Source organism: Streptomyces sp. R302, assembly GCF_012927245.1.
GTDB lineage: Bacteria > Actinomycetota > Actinomycetes > Streptomycetales > Streptomycetaceae > Streptomyces.
In genome coordinates, this window is record NZ_JABBGE010000004.1 from 309,320 (window position 1) to 327,261 (window position 17,942).

Annotated in this window: 19 protein-coding genes; 10 read left to right on the forward strand and 9 right to left on the reverse strand. The window is 74.2% G+C overall.

The genetic code is table 11. The features are described 5' to 3' along the window. Nucleotides 1-15 precede the first annotated feature (15 nt). The 3 genes from HHL19_RS14345 to HHL19_RS14355 all read right to left on the reverse strand — a co-directional run bounded on the left by HHL19_RS14345 (nt 16) and on the right by HHL19_RS14355 (nt 2,806). Nucleotides 16-804 carry an electron transfer flavoprotein subunit beta/FixA family protein gene (locus HHL19_RS14345; protein WP_169089422.1) on the reverse strand — a complete coding sequence of 263 codons (789 nt, stop codon included), beginning with the start codon at nt 802-804 and terminating at the stop codon, nt 16-18. 28 nt (nt 805-832) lie between these two features. Then, entirely contained in the window at nt 833-1,984 is a 1,152-nt protein-coding gene (locus HHL19_RS14350) for an acyl-CoA dehydrogenase family protein (RefSeq protein WP_169089424.1), read from the reverse strand. Nucleotides 1,985-2,128: 144 nt separating this feature from the next. Then, nucleotides 2,129-2,806: a ScbR family autoregulator-binding transcription factor gene (locus tag HHL19_RS14355; RefSeq protein ID WP_169089426.1), complete on the reverse strand. Its 678-nt coding sequence runs from the start codon at nt 2,804-2,806 to the stop codon at nt 2,129-2,131. Nucleotides 2,807-2,934: 128 nt separating this feature from the next. Between HHL19_RS14355 and HHL19_RS14360 the strand changes: the two genes are divergently transcribed. Genes HHL19_RS14360 through HHL19_RS14370 form a run of 3 tightly spaced genes read left to right on the forward strand, consistent with a single transcriptional unit; the run spans nt 2,935 to nt 5,556 of the window. Beyond that, a complete protein-coding gene (locus HHL19_RS14360; protein WP_169089428.1) occupies nt 2,935-3,888 on the forward strand; it encodes a ScbA/BarX family gamma-butyrolactone biosynthesis protein in 954 nt (317 codons plus the stop codon). A 39-nt stretch (nt 3,889-3,927) separates the two neighbouring features. Continuing rightward, the gene (locus HHL19_RS14365) at nt 3,928-4,905 is read left to right on the forward strand and encodes an NAD-dependent epimerase/dehydratase family protein (RefSeq protein ID WP_169089430.1); all 978 of its coding nucleotides are present in this window, start codon (nt 3,928-3,930) and stop codon (nt 4,903-4,905) included. Nucleotides 4,906-4,950: 45 nt separating this feature from the next. Continuing rightward, nucleotides 4,951-5,556, forward strand: a complete 606-nt coding sequence (locus tag HHL19_RS14370) for a TetR/AcrR family transcriptional regulator (protein ID WP_169089432.1) — start codon at nt 4,951-4,953, stop codon at nt 5,554-5,556. A gap of 9 nt (nt 5,557-5,565) precedes the next feature. Here the strand turns inward: HHL19_RS14370 and HHL19_RS14375 are convergent, their stop codons facing one another. From HHL19_RS14375 to HHL19_RS14385, 3 genes are all read right to left on the reverse strand, one after another. Further along, on the reverse strand, nt 5,566-6,783 hold the full coding sequence (locus HHL19_RS14375) for a sensor histidine kinase (RefSeq protein WP_169089434.1): 1,218 nt from the start codon (nt 6,781-6,783) through the stop codon (nt 5,566-5,568). 226 nt (nt 6,784-7,009) lie between these two features. After that, nucleotides 7,010-8,101 (reverse strand): magnesium and cobalt transport protein CorA, encoded by a 1,092-nt coding sequence (locus tag HHL19_RS14380; RefSeq protein WP_346768340.1) that lies wholly within the window; start codon nt 8,099-8,101, stop codon nt 7,010-7,012. 52 nt (nt 8,102-8,153) lie between these two features. After that, complete coding sequence (locus tag HHL19_RS14385; RefSeq protein WP_169089437.1) at nt 8,154-9,485, reverse strand: D-arabinono-1,4-lactone oxidase; 1,332 nt, start codon at nt 9,483-9,485, stop codon at nt 8,154-8,156. Between the two features lie 378 nt (nt 9,486-9,863). Here HHL19_RS14385 and HHL19_RS14390 point away from each other — a divergent pair, with 378 nt between their 5' ends. After that, the gene (locus tag HHL19_RS14390) at nt 9,864-11,108 is read left to right on the forward strand and encodes an amino acid deaminase/aldolase (RefSeq protein ID WP_169089439.1); all 1,245 of its coding nucleotides are present in this window, start codon (nt 9,864-9,866) and stop codon (nt 11,106-11,108) included. Nucleotides 11,109-11,199: 91 nt separating this feature from the next. After that, nucleotides 11,200-11,805 (forward strand): TetR/AcrR family transcriptional regulator, encoded by a 606-nt coding sequence (locus HHL19_RS14395; RefSeq protein ID WP_169089441.1) that lies wholly within the window; start codon nt 11,200-11,202, stop codon nt 11,803-11,805. Between the two features lie 9 nt (nt 11,806-11,814). On the opposite strand, the gene HHL19_RS14400 is transcribed toward HHL19_RS14395, so the two are convergent. Next, nucleotides 11,815-12,024 carry a twin-arginine translocase TatA/TatE family subunit gene (locus HHL19_RS14400; RefSeq protein WP_169089443.1) on the reverse strand — a complete coding sequence of 70 codons (210 nt, stop codon included), beginning with the start codon at nt 12,022-12,024 and terminating at the stop codon, nt 11,815-11,817. 151 nt (nt 12,025-12,175) lie between these two features. Here HHL19_RS14400 and HHL19_RS14405 point away from each other — a divergent pair, with 151 nt between their 5' ends. Further along, on the forward strand, nt 12,176-12,637 hold the full coding sequence (locus HHL19_RS14405) for a BlaI/MecI/CopY family transcriptional regulator (RefSeq protein ID WP_169089445.1): 462 nt from the start codon (nt 12,176-12,178) through the stop codon (nt 12,635-12,637). Between the two features lie 4 nt (nt 12,638-12,641). Continuing rightward, the gene (locus HHL19_RS14410; RefSeq protein ID WP_169089447.1) at nt 12,642-13,583 is read left to right on the forward strand and encodes a M56 family metallopeptidase; all 942 of its coding nucleotides are present in this window, start codon (nt 12,642-12,644) and stop codon (nt 13,581-13,583) included. Between the two features lie 61 nt (nt 13,584-13,644). On the opposite strand, the gene HHL19_RS14415 is transcribed toward HHL19_RS14410, so the two are convergent. Then, complete coding sequence (locus HHL19_RS14415) at nt 13,645-14,100, reverse strand: TerB family tellurite resistance protein (protein WP_169089449.1); 456 nt, start codon at nt 14,098-14,100, stop codon at nt 13,645-13,647. 298 nt (nt 14,101-14,398) lie between these two features. On the opposite strand from HHL19_RS14415, the gene HHL19_RS14420 reads away from it, so the two are divergent. The 3 genes from HHL19_RS14420 to HHL19_RS14430 all read left to right on the forward strand — a co-directional run bounded on the left by HHL19_RS14420 (nt 14,399) and on the right by HHL19_RS14430 (nt 16,811). Beyond that, nucleotides 14,399-15,271 (forward strand): alpha/beta hydrolase, encoded by an 873-nt coding sequence (locus HHL19_RS14420; protein WP_169089451.1) that lies wholly within the window; start codon nt 14,399-14,401, stop codon nt 15,269-15,271. A gap of 140 nt (nt 15,272-15,411) precedes the next feature. After that, nucleotides 15,412-15,972, forward strand: a complete 561-nt coding sequence (locus HHL19_RS14425; protein WP_169089452.1) for a hypothetical protein — start codon at nt 15,412-15,414, stop codon at nt 15,970-15,972. Next, complete coding sequence (locus HHL19_RS14430; RefSeq protein WP_169089454.1) at nt 15,960-16,811, forward strand: YhjD/YihY/BrkB family envelope integrity protein; 852 nt, start codon at nt 15,960-15,962, stop codon at nt 16,809-16,811. Before HHL19_RS14425 ends, HHL19_RS14430 begins: the two co-directional genes overlap by 13 nt. Before the next feature lie 12 nt (nt 16,812-16,823). Here the strand turns inward: HHL19_RS14430 and HHL19_RS14435 are convergent, their stop codons facing one another. After that, nucleotides 16,824-17,813 carry a LacI family DNA-binding transcriptional regulator gene (locus HHL19_RS14435; RefSeq protein WP_169089456.1) on the reverse strand — a complete coding sequence of 330 codons (990 nt, stop codon included), beginning with the start codon at nt 17,811-17,813 and terminating at the stop codon, nt 16,824-16,826. Nucleotides 17,814-17,942 lie beyond the last annotated feature (129 nt).

The window sequence follows — 17,942 nt, forward strand, 5'->3', positions numbered from 1 at the left end:
TGGGGTGACGGACGGTCAGATGAACTTCTGGGAGGCGAGGAAGGCGGCCAGCTGCTTGCCGCCGTCACCGTCCTCGTTCGTGACGATCGTGCCCTGGGTGCGGGCCGGGCGGGCGTCCGCCGACTCGACCAGGGTCCAGGAGCCGGCCAGGCCGACCTCGTCCTCGTCGATGTCCAGGTCGTCGAGCTCCAGCTCCTCGACCGGCTTCTTCTTCGCGGCCATGATCCCCTTGAAGGAGGGGTAACGGGCCTCGCCGGACTGGTCGGTGACCGAGACGACGGCCGGCAGCGGGGCCTCCAGGAGCTCGGTGGCGGCGTCGCCGTCGCGACGGCCCTTGACCACGCCGTCCTCCACCGACACCTCGGAGAGCAGCGTCGCCGCCGGCAGGCTCAGCCGCTCGGCGAGCAGTGCGGGGAGCACGCCCATGGTGCCGTCGGTCGAGGCCATGCCGCAGACGACCAGGTCGAAACCGGTCTTCTCCAGCGCCTTGGCGAGGATCGCGGAGGTGGCGATGACGTCGGAGCCGTGGATGGCCTCGTCGTTGACGTGGACGGCCTTGTCGGCGCCCATCGACAGCGCCTTGCGCAGGGCGTCCTTGGCGTCGTCCGGGCCGACCGTGACGACGGTGACCTCGGCCTCGTCGGCCTCCTCGGAGATCCGCAGGGCCTGCTCGACCGCGTACTCGTCGAGCTCCGAGAGGAGGCCGTCGACCTCGTCGCGGTCGACGGTCAGGTCGTCCGCGAATCCGCGGTCACCGGTGGCGTCGGGAACGTACTTCACACAGACAGCGATCCTCAGGGTCACGGCCTGGCTCCTTTCAACGAGCGGATGGTTACGGGAGGTTGCGGGCCATGACGATGCGCTGGACCTGGTTGGTGCCTTCGTAGATCTGGGTGATCTTGGCGTCGCGCATCATGCGCTCGACGGGGTAGTCGCGGGTGTAGCCGTAGCCGCCGAGGAGCTGGACGGCGTCGGTGGTGACCTCCATGGCGACGTCGGAGGCGAAGCACTTGGCCGCGGCGCCGAAGAAGGTCAGGTCGCCGTCGACGCGCTCGGACTTCGCCGCGGCGGCGTAGGTGAGCTGGCGGGCCGCCTCCAGCTTCATGGCCATGTCGGCGAGCATGAACTGCACGCCCTGGAAGTCGGCGATCGGCTTGCCGAACTGCTTGCGCTCCTTGACGTAGCCCTTGGCGTAGTCGAGGGCGCCCTGCGCGATGCCCAGCGCCTGCGCGGCGATGGTGATACGGGTGTGGTCCAGCGTCTTCATCGCGGTCGCGAAACCGGTGCCCTCGGCGCCGATCATCCGGTCGGCGGGGATGCGGACGTTGTCGAAGTAGACCTCGCGGGTCGGGGAGCCCTTGATGCCGAGCTTCTTCTCCGGCGCGCCGAACGACACGCCCTCGTCGGACTTCTCCACGACGAACGCGGAGATGCCCTTCGAGCGCATCGAAGGGTCGGTGACGGCCATCACCGTGTAGTACTCCGAGACGCCGGCGTTGGTGATCCAGCGCTTCACGCCGTTCAGCACCCAGAAGTCGCCGTCGCGCACCGCGCGGGTCTTCATCCCCGCCGCGTCCGAACCCGCGTCCGGCTCCGACAGCGCGTAGGAGAACATCGCCTCACCCGCGGCGAGCGGGGCGAGGTACTTGGCCTTCAGCTCCTCCGAGCCCGACAGGACCACCGGCAGCGAGCCCAGCTTGTTCACCGCCGGGATCAGCGACGACGAACCGCAGACGCGCGCGACCTCCTCGATCACGATCACCGTCGCCAGCGCGTCCGCGCCCGCACCCCCGTACGACTCCGGCACGTGGACCGCGTGCAGGTCGTTCGCGACCAGCGCGTCCAGGGCCTCCTGCGGGAAACGCCCCTCCTCGTCCACCGCCGCCGCGAACGGAGCGATCTTCGCCTCCGCCAGCGCACGCACCGACTCCCGGAGCATCTCGTGCTCCTCCGACGTCCGGTACAGGTCGAAGTCCTTGCCCATGCTCTTGAGCTCCCTGGAATGCTTGTGGCACTGAGTACCCTCAGCAAAACACACTCAGTGCCATGATGCCAGAGCGCCCCGACGGCGGAGTGCCGTCGGGGCGCATAAAAGACCGGTCGGTATGTTTTTGTTGGGACGCTCCGGTTACGCGTGGACGTCGGAAGAGACGTCGTCCCGATGCTGGCGCCCGGCCTCGTACTCGGCCGCGAGCGCGCGCCCCCGCTCGGCGCTCATGTCCAGTTCGAGCAGGATCGACGGCGTGCATATCGACGGGATCAGATGCTTCATCAGCACCGTCGTCCGATGCGGGAGATCATTGCGATCGCACAGCACCGCGGACATCGTCTGGATTCCGGTGAACGCGCCGGAGAACAGCTCGGCCGTGTCCGTCACGTTCACATGGCGGAGCAGCTCGCCGCGCGCCCTCGCCACGGTGAGGATGTCCGAGACCTGGTCGACCCAGGCCTGGAACGGGATGGCACGGTTGACGCTCACCGCCCCGCTGTCGAGGGCGAGCGCGACGCTCGCCTGCACCAGCGGGTCGTGCTGGAGGCGGTGGGCGAGCAGGAAGCCCTGGTCTATGAGCTCCTGGAGCTTGACCTCCTGCGGGGTGAGCGGCTCGTCGAGCAGCTGGGCGTCGAGGACGCCCATGGCGACCTCTTCCTTGGATGCAAAGTGGAAATACAGCGCACCCTTGGTCACTCCGGCGCGCGCGAGGATCTCCCCGACGGTGGCCCGCTCGTATCCGCGCTCCGCGAAGACGGTGGCGGCTGCTTCGAGGATCGTCCGTCGTGTTCGGATGGCACGCGCTTGTTGTGCCACAGGGCCCTCCCGCTGTCTCACTGTGTGCTTTCGCCGTGTGACGTGAAGCATTGAAAAAGAAACCGGAACGTACGTACCCTACGCCGGGCCGGGCATGAGGCTCGGGGGGAAGGCCACAGGGGGAAGACATGGACCGGCACGAACCACAGGGGGAAACGAAAGGGACGAGCGTCCCCGGAGAGTTCGTCCACCGGCACGACCCCCTGGACATCATCCCCACCGGCTGGACGCGGCTCGCGGAGAACCGCTTCTCCGTGTCCGCCGCCTGGTCCACCGGGCATCCCTTCTTCTCCCCGGTCGATGGCGACCGGCACGATCCGATTCTGGTCGCCGAGACCATACGCCAGGCGACGATGCTCATCGCCCACGCCGAGTACGACGTCCCCGTCGAGTCGCAGTTCGTCCTCTGGGACCTCTCCTACGACGCCGAGCCCGACGCCCTCCTGGTCGACGACGACGGCGCGGACCTCACCGTCGACGTGATCCTGTCCGACGTACGAGGCCGGGGCCGGGGGCTGCGGGCGCTGCGCACCACCACGGTCCTCACCCGGGACGGACGCCTCGTGGCGACCGGCCGCGGCGTGGCGAGCTGCACCTCCGCCGCCGCGTACCGCCGGATCCGCGGCCCCCAGCTGGCCCTCCTCGGCCGGCCGGTGCCGCTCATAACCGGCGTCGCCCCCCACTCGGTGGGCCGGGAGCGGCCCGAGGACGTGGTCCTCGGGGCGGGCGCCCTGCCCGGCCAGTGGCAGCTGCGGATCGACACCGGCCACCCCACGCTCTTCCGCCGCCCCAACGACCACGTCCCCGGCATGCTGCTCCTGGAGGCGGCCCGCCAGGCGGCGCACGCCACGTTCGGGTCCGAGAAGTTCTTCCCCTCGGTGATGAACGTCTCCTTCCACCGGTACGCCGAGCTCGACACCCCCTGCTGGATCACCGCCGAGGTCGTCCCCGCCCTGGACCCCGAGACGTACGCCGTGCGGATCTCCGGACGCCAGGACGGCCAGTCCGTCTTCACCTGCACCTTCACCTCGCCGACCGGCGCCCTCGCCCCCGTCGAGGTCGACCACCGCCTCGCGAGCTGACCGCCCGGCCGCGCCCGCCCCTCTCACCGGAAGAACGTCATGGGAACCCGCCTCCTCGTCACCGGCGCCACCGGCTTCATCGGCGGCCGGGTCGCCGCCGCGGCCGCCGCGCACCCCGATCTCGACCGGGTGCGCCTGCTCGTCAGGAACCCGGACGCGGCCCCCGCCGCGCACCAGGACGCCCCCGCCGGCGGGCCCGTCGTCGAGACCGTCCAGGGCGACGTCCGCGACCCCGCGAGCCTGCGCCGCGCCTGCGAAGGGGTCGACGCCGTCATCCACTGCGCCTCCGCGATCGGCGGCGAGGAGGAGCTCCTGCGGGCCGTCAACGAGCACGGCACCCGCGACCTCGTCGACGCCGCCCGCCGGGCCGGAGCCGGCCGGATCGTCGCCCTCAGCACCGCCTCCGTCCACGGCCGCGGCCCCTTCCGGGCCGCCGCGCCCGGCACCCTCCCGCTCGCCCCGGTGTCGGCGACCAGCCGTACCCGCGCCGCCGGGGAGCGGTACGTCCTGGACGCCGGCGGCACCGTGCTGCGCCCGCACCTGGTCTACGGGACGGGGGACCGGCAGGTCGTGCCCGGGATCCTGACGCTGCTCGCCGCGCTGCCCGGGCCGCTGGCCGGCAGCGGCTCGCTCCACTCGCTCATCGAGGTGGAGAGCCTGGCGGGCGCCCTCCTGGGCGCCGCCCTCTCCCCGGCGACCGGGCCGGGCGCGTACTACCTCGCCCATCCGGACCCGGTCTCCGACGACGAGCTGCTCGCCGCCGTCGAGCCCCTGCTCCCGGAGTCGGCGAGGGCCGCCCGGGGGCCCGCCGTGGAGTTCGCCGAGGCCCGGAAGCTGCTGGTCGGGAACCCGCTCGCCGCCCACCACCTGGAGATGTTCGGCCTCGACCACTGGTTCGCCGACGAGCGCCCCTGGACCGACTTCGGCCGCGGCCCCGGCCCCGGTTTCACCGCCGTCTTCCCCCGCCACCTGAGCTGGTACCGGCGACTTCTCGCCGACCGCGCGGAACGGGCATAGTCCGTCACCTCGGCGACCGCACCGCGCGTCTAAGGTGGGGGCACGATGACCAGTTTCCGTGAGAGTGTTCGGACCCTGCTCCGGGAGCAGGTGCTCGATGCCGCCTATGGGCTCGTGGCGGCCGACGGATGGGGCGTGCTGCGGATGACCGCCATCGCGCGGGCCGCGGGGATCAGCCGGCAGACGCTCTACAACGAGTTCGGGTCGAAGGAGGCGATCGGCGGGGCGCTCGTGCGGCGCGAGCTGGAGCGGTTCCTGGTGGGGATCCAGCGCGAGCTGGACGCGCACCGGGGACGCCTTGAGCGGGCCGCGCGGGCCGGGGTGGAGTACACGCTCCAGCAGGCCGTCGACAATCCGCTGATCAAGAGCGTGCTGCTGGCCGCCCGGGGCGGGGCCGACGCCGATCTGCTCGCCTATCTGACCACGCGCACCGAGCCCGTCTTCGGGACCGCGATGACCCTGCTCGACGCGTACGCGATCGAGGCCTGGCCCGACGTGGACGAGGAGTCGCGGGGGCTCGCCGTCGAGACCATCGTGCGGCTCACCGTCAGCCACATCGTCCAGCCCGTCGCGCCGCCCGAGGAGTCCGCGCGGCGGATCGCCCGCGTCACCGCGCGGGTCGCCTACCCGGGCGGGGTGCCGGAGGACTGACCGGGCCGGTCAGTCCCCGGTCAGGGGGACCGCCGCCGACAGGACCGTGCCCTCGCCCGGGGCCGACTCGACCGTGAGGGTGCCGCCCAGCTGGCGGGCCCGGGTGCGGATCGCCGGAAGGCCGTGGCCCCGGACGCCGTCCCCGTCGCGGGCGGCCGACGGGTCGAAGCCCCGGCCGTCGTCGGCGATGTCCAGGACGACCTGGTCGTCGAGGTACGTGAGGGTGAGCGCGGCGGTACGGGCCTCCGCGTGCTCCCGTACGTTGGCGAGCGCGCCCTGCGCGATCCGGAGCAGCGCCGACTGCACCCGGTCCGGGAGCCGGCGGCCCTGGCCGCCCTCGACGTGGCAGCGGACGGCGAGGCCGTCCGTGGACTCGCGGCGGGCCAGGGTGCGCAGGGCCTCGTCCAGGCCGCCGCCCCCGGCGAGGTCGGCGGGGGCCAGGTCGTGGACGAAGCGACGGGCCTCGGTGAGGTTGTGCTCGGCGATCGCGGTGGCCGCGCGCACGTGCCGGTGGGCCGTGTCGGGGTCCGACCGCCAGGTGCGGTCGGCGGCCTGGAGCAGCATCTGCTGGCTGGACAGGCCCTGGGCGAGGGTGTCGTGGATCTCCATGGAGAGCCGCTGCCGCTCGGCGAGGGTGCCCTCGCGCCGCTCGGTGGCGGCGAGCTCCCTGCGGGTGCGGACGAGGTCCGTGATGAGCTCGCGCTGCCGCCGGGTCTGCTCGTCCATGCGGACGAAGACGGCGACGCAGATCGCCGCGACCGCCGGCGGACCGAGCAGGATGTCGAACTCGAAGCGGCCGGCGAGGCGCAGCTGCGCGGTGACCGAGACGACCGTGAGCAGCCCGATGAAACAGGCCGCGACCGGCGGACGCAGATTGCGCAGGCCGAGGTAGAAGAGCGGGATCGAGCACCAGGCGAAGCTCGGGGCGAGGAAGACCAGCGCGATCCACGTCGCCGTGCAGGCACCGAGCCACAGGTGGCGCCGGCTCCGGTCGGCGGCGAGCGCGGGCTCGGCCACGTACAGCACCGCGAGTCCGGCGGCGAGGGCGACCACCCAGGGGGCGATCCCCTCGCCGGTGTGCCGCATCAGGAAGCGGGTCAGCGAGGAGCCGAGCAGCAGGAAGAAGCCCGTGTGGAGCAGGACCCGGAACCAGCGGGCCTCGTCGTCCGCCGACCGCGCGTCCCCTCCGGGGCCCGTCGCCGTCCCCGTCCCGTCCCACCGTGCCATGCCGTGCCGTACCTCTCCGCCGCCCGCCGATCGGATGAACGGAGCAAACCTCTCATATCCGCCGCGCAGGACGAGCACGGTCGTGGCGGCGGGGGAGAGCGGTCGGCCGCGAGGGTCTGCCCCTGCCCGTGTCGGACAGGCCCTCCCGCATCCGCGCCGGCGCGTCTGGGAACCGTCAAGATCCCACGGGCGGCCGTCGGCCGTCGGCCGTCTCGCACCGGTACGGCTACAGCCAGCCGTTGCGCCGGAAGCCGCGGTGGATGACGTAACAGGCCACCGCGATCACCCCGAGGACCACCGGGTAGCCGTAGGTCCAGCCCAGCTCCGGCATGTGGTCGAAGTTCATGCCGTAGACCCCGCAGACCATGGTCGGCACGGCGACGATCGCCGCCCACGCGGTGATCTTCCGCATGTCCTCGTTCTGCGCCACGGTCACCTGCGCCAGGTGCGCCTGCAGCACGGAGTCGAGCAGGGTGTCGTACGAGGCGATCTGCTCGGTCACGCGGGAGAGGTGGTCGGTGACGTCCCGGAAGTACGCCCGGATCTCCGGGTCCACCAGCGGCATCGGCCGGGTCGCGAGCGCCGTCAGCGGGCGGGCGAGCGGTGCGACGGCCCGGCGCAGTTCGAGCAGCTCCCGTTTGAGCTGGTAGATCCGGCCCGCGTCGCGGCGGTCGGCCTGCGCGGAGAAGACCGCGTTCTCGATCGCGTCGAGGTCGGTCTGCACCGCGTCCGTGACGGCGAGGTAGTCGTCCACCACGTGGTCGACGACGGCGTGCAGCACCGCCGACGGGCCCTTGACCAGCTGCTCGGGCAGCTCCTCCAGGGCCTCGCGCAGGGGGCCGAGGGAGCCGTGCCCGCCGTGCCGGACGGTGATGACGAAGTCGGGTCCGACGAAGGCCATCAGCTCGCCGGTGTCCACCACCTCGCTGGTCGCGGTGAGTTCCTCGTGCTCGACGTACCGGACCGTCTTCAGGACGGCGAAGAGCACGCCGTCGTACTCCTCGATCTTGGGGCGCTGATGGGCGTGGACGGCGTCCTCGACGGCCAGCGGGTGCAGTCCGAAGAGCTCGGCGAGGACGGTCAACTCCTTCTCCGCCGGCTCGTGCAGGCCGATCCACACGAAGCCGTCGCCGGTGCGCCGCACATGCCGCAGCGCCTCGTCCGCGCCGCCGCCCCGGACGGTGCGGCGCACGCCGTCGGCGTACACCACGCAGTTGACGACCGCGCTGCCGAGCGGCGAGCGCGCCGGGTGGCTCAGGTCCACGGTGCGGCGATAGGTCCGGCGGACGGCGGTGCGCAGGCGCTGGATCACGGACACGGTGGTACTCCTTCGGCAGACCGGGCCAGTGTGCCACCGCCCGGCGCCGAGGTCAGCCTGCCGCCGGAGGCGCCCCGAGGACGCGGTCGAGGTACGGATTGGAGAGGACGCCGGAGGGGTCGAGGGAGTTCCGGAGGGCCACGAAGTCGTCGAAGTGCTCGTAGCGGGGGTGCAGTTCCGCCGCGCCGAGGTCGTGCATCTTGCCCCAGTGCGGGCGGCCGCCGTAGGAGCCCAGGATCCGCTGGCAGGCGTCGAAGTACCGGCGGTACGGCATCCGGTGGTACTGGTGGAAGGCGATGTAGCAGCTCTCCCGGCCCTGTGCGGTGGAGAGCCAGATGTCGTCGGCGGCGGTGAAGCGGACCTCCAGCGGGAACGACACCGGCTCCCCGTGGGCGTCGATCCACTTCCGCAGCTCGCGCAGCGCCTCCGCCGCGTGGGCGCGGGGGATCGCGAACTCGCCCTCGTGGAAGCGGACGTCGCGGACCGAGGCGAAGATCCGGTACGCGTGGTCCGTCCAGGTCCGGGAGGACATCGCGCGCGCGGCGAAGCGGGTGATCGGCGGCACCAGGCGGGGCACCAGGGTGCCGAGCCGGTTCAGCGCCTCGAAGGCGGGACCGCTCACGGCCTCGTCCAGGCGCCGGGAGAGGTCGCCGAGGGGGGAGAGGGGGGTGTCGCCGGGCAGTCGGCGGAAGCGGCGGGTGAGCGTGGTCTCGCTGTGCGGGAACCAGAAGAACTCGAAGTGGTCGTTGTCCGCGACGAGTTCGTCGAGCCGGCCGAGGGTCTCCGCCACCGGCATCGAGGCGTCGCGGGCGTGCAGGGCGTACAGCGGGACGGTCTGGAGGGTGACCTTGGTGAGGATGCCGAGCGCCCCGAGGCCGACCCGGGCCGCCGCGAAGAGCTCCGGCCGCTCCGTCTCCGAACAGACCGTCACCGACCCGTCGGCGAGGACGAGTTCGAGCGCCCGCACCTGGGTGGCGATGCCGCCGAAGCGGACGCCGGAGCCGTGGGTGCCGGTGGAGATCGCGCCCGAGACCGTCTGCCGGTCGATGTCGCCCATGTTCTCCAGGGCGAGGCCGTGCGAGGCGAGCAGCGGGTTCAGCTTCCACAGCGGCATGCCGGCGCCGACGGTGACGAGCCCGGTCTCCGCGTCCACGGAGACGGCCTGGTCGAGGCGGTCGAGGCGGAGCTGGACGCCGGGGGCGACGGCGACGCCGCTGAAGGAGTGGCCCGAGCCGATCGCCTTGACCCGCAGCCCGTCCCGCACCGCGTCCTTCACGGCCGCCGCGACGTCCTCGGTACTCGCCGGGTGCAGCACCCGCCGGGGGCGGGCCTCCTCGTTCCCGGCCCAGTTGCGCCAGACGGCGCCGTTCTCGCTGCTGCTCATGCCGGGCGGTCCCTTCGGGGCGGGCGGTCGGGTGGTCGGGCGGGCTGCCGGGGCGGGCGGGGCTGCCGGGCGGGCGGTCCACCCCGGCCGGTGGCGGGTTACCGCCGGTTCTCGTTGTCCGGAAGGGTGGACTTGGACAAGCGTCCAAGTCAAGGGCCGCGGAGTCTTGACTTGGACGGACGACCAAGAGACCGTGACGGCGTCGCCGCCGGCCCCGGCCCCGGCCCCGGCCCCGCGGAGACCGCGTACGTCCCCGTAGCAGGTCCACGGATCGGTCCGCAGGTTCCCGAGCAGGTCCACGGACAGGTCCGAAGGCCCCCGAGCAAGTCCACGGACCGGTCCGCAGGTCCCCGAACAGGTCCACGAAAGGCCGCCACCATGGCAAGCGCCCGCCCCGACAACGCAGCCGCCGCCGTGTCCGCCCCGCGCCCCGCCGGCTTCGCCGACCTGGAGAAGGCGACCGCCGGCCTCCAGCCGCCCTTCGCCGTCGTCGACCTGGGCGCCCTGCGCGCCAACGCCGCCCAGATGGCCCGCCGCGCCGGCGGCAAACCGATCCGCCTCGCCAGCAAGTCGCTCCGCTGCCGCGCCCTCATGGACGAGGTCCTGGCCCGCCCCGGCTTCTCCGGCGTCCTCGCCTTCACCCTCCCCGAGGCCCTCTGGCTCGCCGCCCGGGACCCCGCCGTCGACGTCCTCGTCGGCTACCCCACCGCCGACACCGACGCGCTCCGCCGCCTCGCCGCCGACGAGGACGCCGCCGCCCGGGTCGCCGTCATGGTCGACTCGCCCGAACAGCTCGACCTCCTGACCACGGCGATCGGCCCCTCGGGGCCGCCCGTGCGCGTCTGCCTCGACCTCGACGCCTCCCTCCGGCTGCTCGGCGGCCGCGTCCACCTCGGCATGCGCCGCTCCCCGCTGCACGCCCCCGCGCAGGCGGCGGCGCTGGCCCGCGCCGTCGTCGCCCGGCCGCGGCTGCGGCTCGTCGGCGTCATGGCGTACGAGGGCCAGATCGCGGGCGTCGGCGACGACCAGCCGACCCAGGCCCGGCCGATGCGCGCCGCCGTCCGCGTGGTCCAGCAGCTCTCCGCCCGCGAGCTGCGCGCCCGCCGGGCAACCGCCGTCCGCGCGGTGCGGGAGGTGGCCCCGCTGGAGTTCGTGAACGGCGGCGGCACCGGCAGCCTGGAGTCCACCTCCGCCGAGCCCGCCGTCACCGAACTCGGCGCCGGCTCCGGGCTCTACGCCCCCGCCCTCTTCGACCACTACCGGGGCTTCAGCCCGCTGCCCGCCGCCTTCTTCGCGCTCGCCGTGGTCCGCCGCCCCGGCCCCGGCCACGTCACCGTCCTCGGCGGCGGGTGGACGGCCTCCGGCGCGCCCGGCCCCGACCGGCTCCCCGTCCCCGTCCACCCGGCCGGGCTGCGGATGCTCGGCGCCGAGGGCGCGGGCGAGGTGCAGACCCCGCTGACCGGACCGGCGGCCGACACCCTCCGGGTCGGCGACCGCGTCTGGTTCCGGCACGCCAAGGCGGGCGAGCTGTGCGAGCGCGTCGACACCCTGCACCTCGTGGAGCACGACCGGATCGTCGACGCCGTCCCCACCTACCGGGGTGAGGGGATGGCGTTCCTCTAGACGTCGAGACGTTCCCGCAGGGGGACGACGCGTTCCCCTGCGGTACGTTGACCCGGCCCGACGACCCTTCCCTCCCCGAGGAGCCCGCGCCATGCCCCGACTCTCCGCCGCCGAGCGCCGCGAGCAGCTGGCGGAGGCGGCGATCCGGGTCATGATCCGCGACGGGGTCGGCAAGGCCACCACCCGGGCCGTGGTCACGGAGGCCGGGGTGCCGCTCGGCGCCTTCCACTACTGCTTCCGCTCCAAGGAAGAGCTGTTCCAGACCGTCATCGAGCGGATCATGGAGCGGAACCTCCCGCCGGCCGGCCTCGCGCACCCCGAGGGCGCCACGCCCTTCGAGAAGGTCCGCGCCGTCCTCCACGCCTACTGGGAGCAGGTCCTGGCCCGCCCGGACGAGCACCTGGTCACGTACGAGCTCACCCAGTACGCGCTGCGCCGCCCCGGCCTCGCCGATCTGGCCCGCCGTCAGTACCGGCACTACCTGGACGTCAACCGCGCCCACCTGGAGTCGATGGCGCGGGCGGCCGGACTCGCCTGGACCGTCGACCTGGAGGTCCTCGCCCGGCACGGCCTCGGTGTCCTCGACGGCCTCACCCTCACCTGGCTGATCGACCGCGACGACGAGCAGGCGCTGGCCGCGCTCGACGAGTACGCCCGCTACCTGGCGTCCGTCGCCGAGCCGCTCCCCGCCGTCTGACGTCTCCGGTCAGCGCTTCTCGGCGGCGGCCGGGGTCTCCTTGACGGTGTACGTGGCCGCCGGCTCCTGCCGGGTGCCGTCGGCCTTCATCTCCCGCGCCTCCGCCTTGAGGATCCGGGCGGCCTTGCCGGCGTTGCGGGCCAGCTCCGGCAGCTTCTTCGCGCCGACGATCAGGGCGACGACGACGAGCAGGATCGCGATCTCGCTCAGACCGAACATGGGACGACACTCCTGGCGGTGGACGGGACGGGGGTCCTGACCCGCGTCAATCTACAGGGGCGTAGAAGGACCGGGTAGGGTCGCCCCCCGAACGATGAACGGCACCCGGGTGGCCCGGACGAGCGGCCGGGAACGGGAAGGCGGACGAGGGATGAAGAAGCGGGACGCCGAAGGCGCGGGACCCGCCGGCGGTACCGCGCGCCGGCGCGGCCAGGGCGAGCTGGAGGCCCAGGTCCTCGCGGCGGTGCGGGCCGCCGGGGGGCCGGTCACCGCGGGCCGGGTGCGGGAACGGCTCGGCGGGGGGCTCGCGTACACCACCGTCATCACCATCCTCACCCGCCTCCACGCCAAGGGCGCCGTCGCCCGCGAACGCGTCGGCCGCTCCTTCGAGTGGACCGCCGTCGCCGACGAGGCCGGGCTCGCCGCGCTCCGCATGCGCCGGCTGCTCGACGGCGAGGGCGACCGGCAGGCCGTCCTCGCCCGCTTCGTCACCACCCTCCCCGCCTCCGACGAACAGCTCCTGAGGGAGCTGCTGGCCCGAGCGGAAGGGGAAGCGGAAGCGGTGGGGGAAGCGGAAGCGGAAGGGGAAGGCGACGGGGCGGGAGGGGAGTGACACCGTGGGCGTCTTCGTCTTCCTGCCGCTCGTGCTGCCGCTGACCGCGTGGCCGATCGCGCGCCTCGCCGAGCACCACCTCCACCCGCGCGCCGCGACCCGGCTGCTCACCGCCGTCGCCGCCGTGCTCGCCGTGTGCAGCACGCTCTGCCTCGCCCTCCTCATGGTCGTGGGCACCGCCCAACTGCCCGGCAACCCGCTGCCCGACGCCTGGTCGGACCCGGAGGTGCGGGCCGCCCTGCCCCACGACGAGATCGCGGGCCGGGCGGCGATCCCGGCGCTCCTCGCGCTGGTCGCCGTCTGCGGCCGGGTGCTGCTGCGCCACCGGAGCGTCCGCCGGCGGGCCGCCCGCGCGCTCGCCGGGCTGCGGGACACGCCGGTCGCGGTCCTGCCGGACCCGGAGCCGTACGCGTACGCCCTGCCGGCGGCGGCGCGCCGCTCCCGGGGGCGGATCGTGGTCAGCCGGGGCATGCTCGCCCTGCTCGGCCCGGCCGAGCGGCGGGCCCTCTTCGCCCACGAGCGGGCGCATCTGACGGGGCGCCACGACCGGCTGCTGCTCGTGGCGCACCTGGCCGCGGCGGCCAATCCGTTCCTGCGCCCGCTGCGTACGGCCGTCACGTACTCGGCCGAGCGGTGGGCGGACGAGGAGGCGGCCGTACGGGTCGGCAGCCGGCGCGTGGTGGCGCGGGCGATCGGGCGGGCGGCCCTGGCCCCCGGGGGCCCGCGGCCCGCGGCCCTGCCGGGCTTCGCCGTCGCCGGGCCCGTGCCGCGCCGGGTCGCCGCGCTCCTCGCGCCGCCGCCCGCCCCGCGCGCCTGGCCGCCGGCCGGCACCGCCGTCGGCGTCGCCCTGTGGGGCGCGGTCGTCGGCGTCACCGTCTCGGCCCTCTCCTCGGCCAACTCGGCGCTGACGCTCTACGCGGTCCTCAAGGCGGCGACCCCGCTCTGAGCACCGTCCGGGGAGCGCCCGCCGCTCAGCGGTCGCACTCGTGCGGGGCGGGCCCCGCGGTTCAGAGGTCGAACTCGTGCGGGGGCAGGCCGAGGGCGAAGCAGGCCTCCCGGACGACGGCCCGCTCGGTGGGGTCGAAGTGGCCGTCCGCGCCGCCTATGACGATGCCGATCTGGACGACGGCCCGCGCCTCGGCCGGCTTCTTCGCCGCCTTGGCGACCTCCTGGAGGACGGCGACCTTCCCGAAGTCGACGTCGGCGGCGAGCCGGTCGAGCTGGGCGTCGAAGCGCCGCTGGAGGTCGACCGCGTCGAAGTTCCGCAGCACCTCGTTGGCGGCGATCAGCTGGGCCACCCGCTGCCGCTCGGCCGGGTCCACGCGCCCGTCGGCCGCGGCGACCAGCGCGCACATCGCCATGCTCGCGTCCCGGAAGGCGCCGCTGGTCAGTTCGTTCTTCCGCGCGGTCAGCCGGGTCTGCATGGTCGAGGCGGACTCCTTGATCCGGTCCCACAGCGCCATCGTCGGCTCTCACTCCCTCGGTCGAACTTCTACAGTGCTGTAGAAGTTATCAGCCCGAAAACCCGTGGGCGGGCCGGGGGAGGGCTGCTACGGTCGCGCCCATGTGCTCCGTCGTCCGGAACTTCCGCGCGATCCGGCTCCGTTCCGCGCGCTGACCACGGTCCCGGCCGGGCCCGCGCCCGCACACCGGCGCGCCCGCACGGGCGCGACGCCGTGCGTTCCCGCGCGCCGGTGCGCCCGCCGGTCCCCGAGGTCCACGCGTCCACCGTTTCGCCTCAGGATGACGAGGATTCCTCCCATGCGCTCAGACCGGCGCCCCACCTTCGTGTTCGTGCACGGCGGCTCCAGCAACGCCCGTGCCTGGACCCCGCTCCGCAACGAACTGGCCCTGCGCGGGCACCGCTCGTACGCCGTAGACCTGCCCGGTCACGGGGACACGGCCACCGGCCCCGCCGCCTACCACCGGCCCGGCGCGGACCGCACCGGCCTCACCCGCGAGCCCTCCCCGATGAGCGGCGTCACCCTCGCCGACAACGTCCGGCACGTCGTCGGCGTCCTGCGGAGGCTCGCCGCCCACGGCCCCGTCGTCCTCGCCGGCAACAGCCTCGGCGGGCTCACCCTCACCGCCGTCGTCAACGCCGCCCCCGAGCTCGTCGACCGGGTCGTCTACCTCTCGGCGCTCTGCCTCGCGGACCCCGCCATGCTCACCGGGCCGTGGGACGTCGTCGACGACAACCTCCTCGACGCGGCCGCGGCCCGCATCGCCGTCCCCCGCGAGGTCCCGGACGGCGACCCCGGAGTCGTCCGCCTCGACTGGCGCCGCGCCCACGCCGACCCGGACACCTTCGCCGCGCTGAAGGCCGCCATCATGGCCGACGCCCCCGACCCCCTCTTCCGCCACTTCCTCGACACCCTCGACGCGGACGAGAACCACGCCGTCCTGGAACCGGCCGCGCTGATCCGGCCCGAGGTCTGGCGCACCGTCCCCCACACCTACGTCCGCCTCTCCGCCGACCGCGGCCTCACCCCGGCCGTCCAGGACCACATGATCCGCAAGGCGGACGAACTCACCCCCGAGCACCCCTTCGACGTGCACACCCTGCCCACCTCGCACGTCGGGTACTGGAACCGGCCCGCACTCTTCGCCGACCTCCTCGCCCGGCTCGCCTGACCCGACCCCGTCGGGTTCCGCTCCGTCCCGCCCCGTCCCGCCCCGCCTCGTCCGTCCCGCTCCGTCCCGCCCGGCCCGGTGACCGCCGTACTCCCGCGGTGGCCACCGGGCCGTCCGGCCGCGTCACCCGATGGTGTGCGGTGTCCCCCTGCGCCGGGGGCGTACGCCTCGGGAGTGGTCCGGGGGCCGCGCGCCCGCTCCCTCCGCCCGTCCGCGCCGGGCTCGACGCCGCGCCGAGCGAGTACGTCCACGCCGTCGTCGACGAGCAGTGGCCGCTGACGCGCGCGGGCGTGCCGCACTACGGCGCCACCGAGCGCAGCCTCGTCGAGGCCTTCGAGGTGCTCCGGGCGTACGGGCCGGAGGGCGCCCGCGAGGAGGTGTTCCACGAGGAGGCCGTCGCCCATCTCGACGACGTCGCCGCCCAGCGCCGAGCCCGGATCACCATGGCCGAGCGGGAACTGCCGCCGCCGCTCCAGGTCCTCGCCTCCGGCGGCGCGCTCGTCCTCGTCCCGCCGCGCCGATCGGCTTCAGCCTGCTGCTCGTCCTTTTCCTTGTCCGTACAAGGCGGGCTCGCTGTCCCGCTGCCGGGAGCCGTGAGCCGCCCGTTCGGCCGCCGCCGGATGGCCGAGGGAGCGGCGGCGGCGTCTCATGGCCGGAGGACCGGCGAGGCGGGGCGGGAGGCGGCGCTATGTCGTGGGTGAACCGGCTGCGGAGCCTGCGCGCCGGTGCCGAGCGGCGCTTCCCGGTCCTGGCCGAGGTCGCCGAACGGCTCGTCGGCGGCAGCCTCCTCGACGCCGGCACCCGCCTCGCCGCCCAGGCCTTCCTGGCCGCGATCCCGCTCCTCTTCGCCCTCGCCGCCTTCGCCCCCGCCCCGGTGCGCGACCAGCTCCGCGAGTCGCTGCGCGCCATGTTCGGCCTCACCGGCGCCGCCGACCAGGAGCTCCAGCAGGTCTTCGACCGCACTGCCGACGACACGGTGCGGGAGACCACCGGCGCCGTCGGCGCCCTCGTCGCCCTGGTCTCCGCCACCAGTTTCAGCCGCGCCATGGCCCGCGTCTGCGAGCGCGCCTGGGGCCTGCCCAAGGCCGGGACCCGGATCGCCGCCTGGCGGTGGGCGGTCTGGCTGCTCGCCCTGGTCGTCGTCGTGTTCCTGCAGGCGCCGATCCGGGACGGCTTCGGCGCAGGCGCCTGGCTCGGCGTCCCGCTCTTCTTCGTCGTCGCCACCGGTGTCTGGCTCTGGACCCAGCACCTCCTGCTCGCCAACCGCGTCCCCTGGCTGCCGCTGCTGCCCGGGGCACTGCTCGGCGCCGTCTCCTCCACCGCGCTCGGCGTCACCGCCGGCCTCTACATGCCGGGCGCGCTCAACCGGGCCCTCGCCGAGTACGGCTCCCTCGGCCTGGTCCTCACCCTGCTGTCCTGGCTGATCGTCGTCTGCGCCGCGCTGACCTTCGCCTTCACCATCGGAGCCGTACTCGCCCGGGAACCGACCCTCGCCCGCCGGCTCGGCACCGACCGGATCCAGGAGCCGCGAGGCGCGTGACCCCGGCCCCCGTCACCGCGCCGGCGCGGTGCTGTCGCCCGGGGTGAGGGTGGGCAGGAGGAGGCGGGAGACGGCGGTGCCGGGGGCGGCGGGGGCGAGGGCGAGGTCGACGGCCTGCCGGGCCATGGCCCGCTTGGGGAGGGTGACGCTGGTCAGGGCCGTGCCGGAGAGCAGCCCGGCGGGGGTGTCGTCGTGGGCGACCACGGACAGGTCGTCGGGGACGGCGCGGCCGAGCGAGCGGGCGGCCTCCACGGCGGCGACCGCGAGGACGTCGTGGGTGGCGAAGACGGCCGTGGTCTCCGGGCGGTCCCGCAGGGCGTCGAGCGCGACGGCGAACCCGCCCCGGAAGGTGGGCTCCGCCGCCGTCCGGACCGCGTCGTCGGGCAGCTCGACGCCGTCCTCGCGGAAGGCCCGCCGGAATCCGGCGGCGCGGACGGTGTGCGCGGGGCTGGCGAGTACGAGCGCCCGCTCGTGCCCGAGCGCCCGCAGATGCCGGCCCGCGAGGTGGCCGCCGTGCTCGTAGTCGACCGTGACGACCGGGAAGCCGTCCGGCAGCGCCGCCTCCCAGGCGCAGAGCACCACCGGGAAGCGGGCGTCCGCGAGGAGCGGCAGATGGCCGGTGAGGTCCTGGTCGCCGGCGATCAGGAGGGCGTCGACGGAGCGGCTGGCGAGCGCGGCCAGATGGCGCCGGGCCCGCTCACCGTCGAGGCGGGTGGTGCACAGGAGCAGCCGGTACCCCCGCTCCTCCAGGGCGTCCTCGACCTCCTCGACCACGTCCGCGTAGAACGGCACGGAGACGGTCGGCACGAAGAGCCCGACGGTGCGGCTGCTGCCGGTGGCGAGCGAACGGGCCACCAGATTCGGTACGTAGCCGAGCTCGGCGATCGCGGCACGGACCCGCGCCTCCGTGGCCGGGCGCACCGCCACCCGCCCGGTGACGACGTTGGAGACGGTCTGCTTGGTGACGCCGGCCCGCTCCGCCACGTCCTGCATGGTGACCATGACGCCCCGTCGCCCCCGCCCCGCCCGTCGCTCCCGCCCGGCTCGCAACGTAACCGGGGCCTCACCTGCGGTCAAGGCGTCGGCGCCGCTTCCCGCGCGGTCCTCGGTCAGTCAACTCCCTTGTAGAGA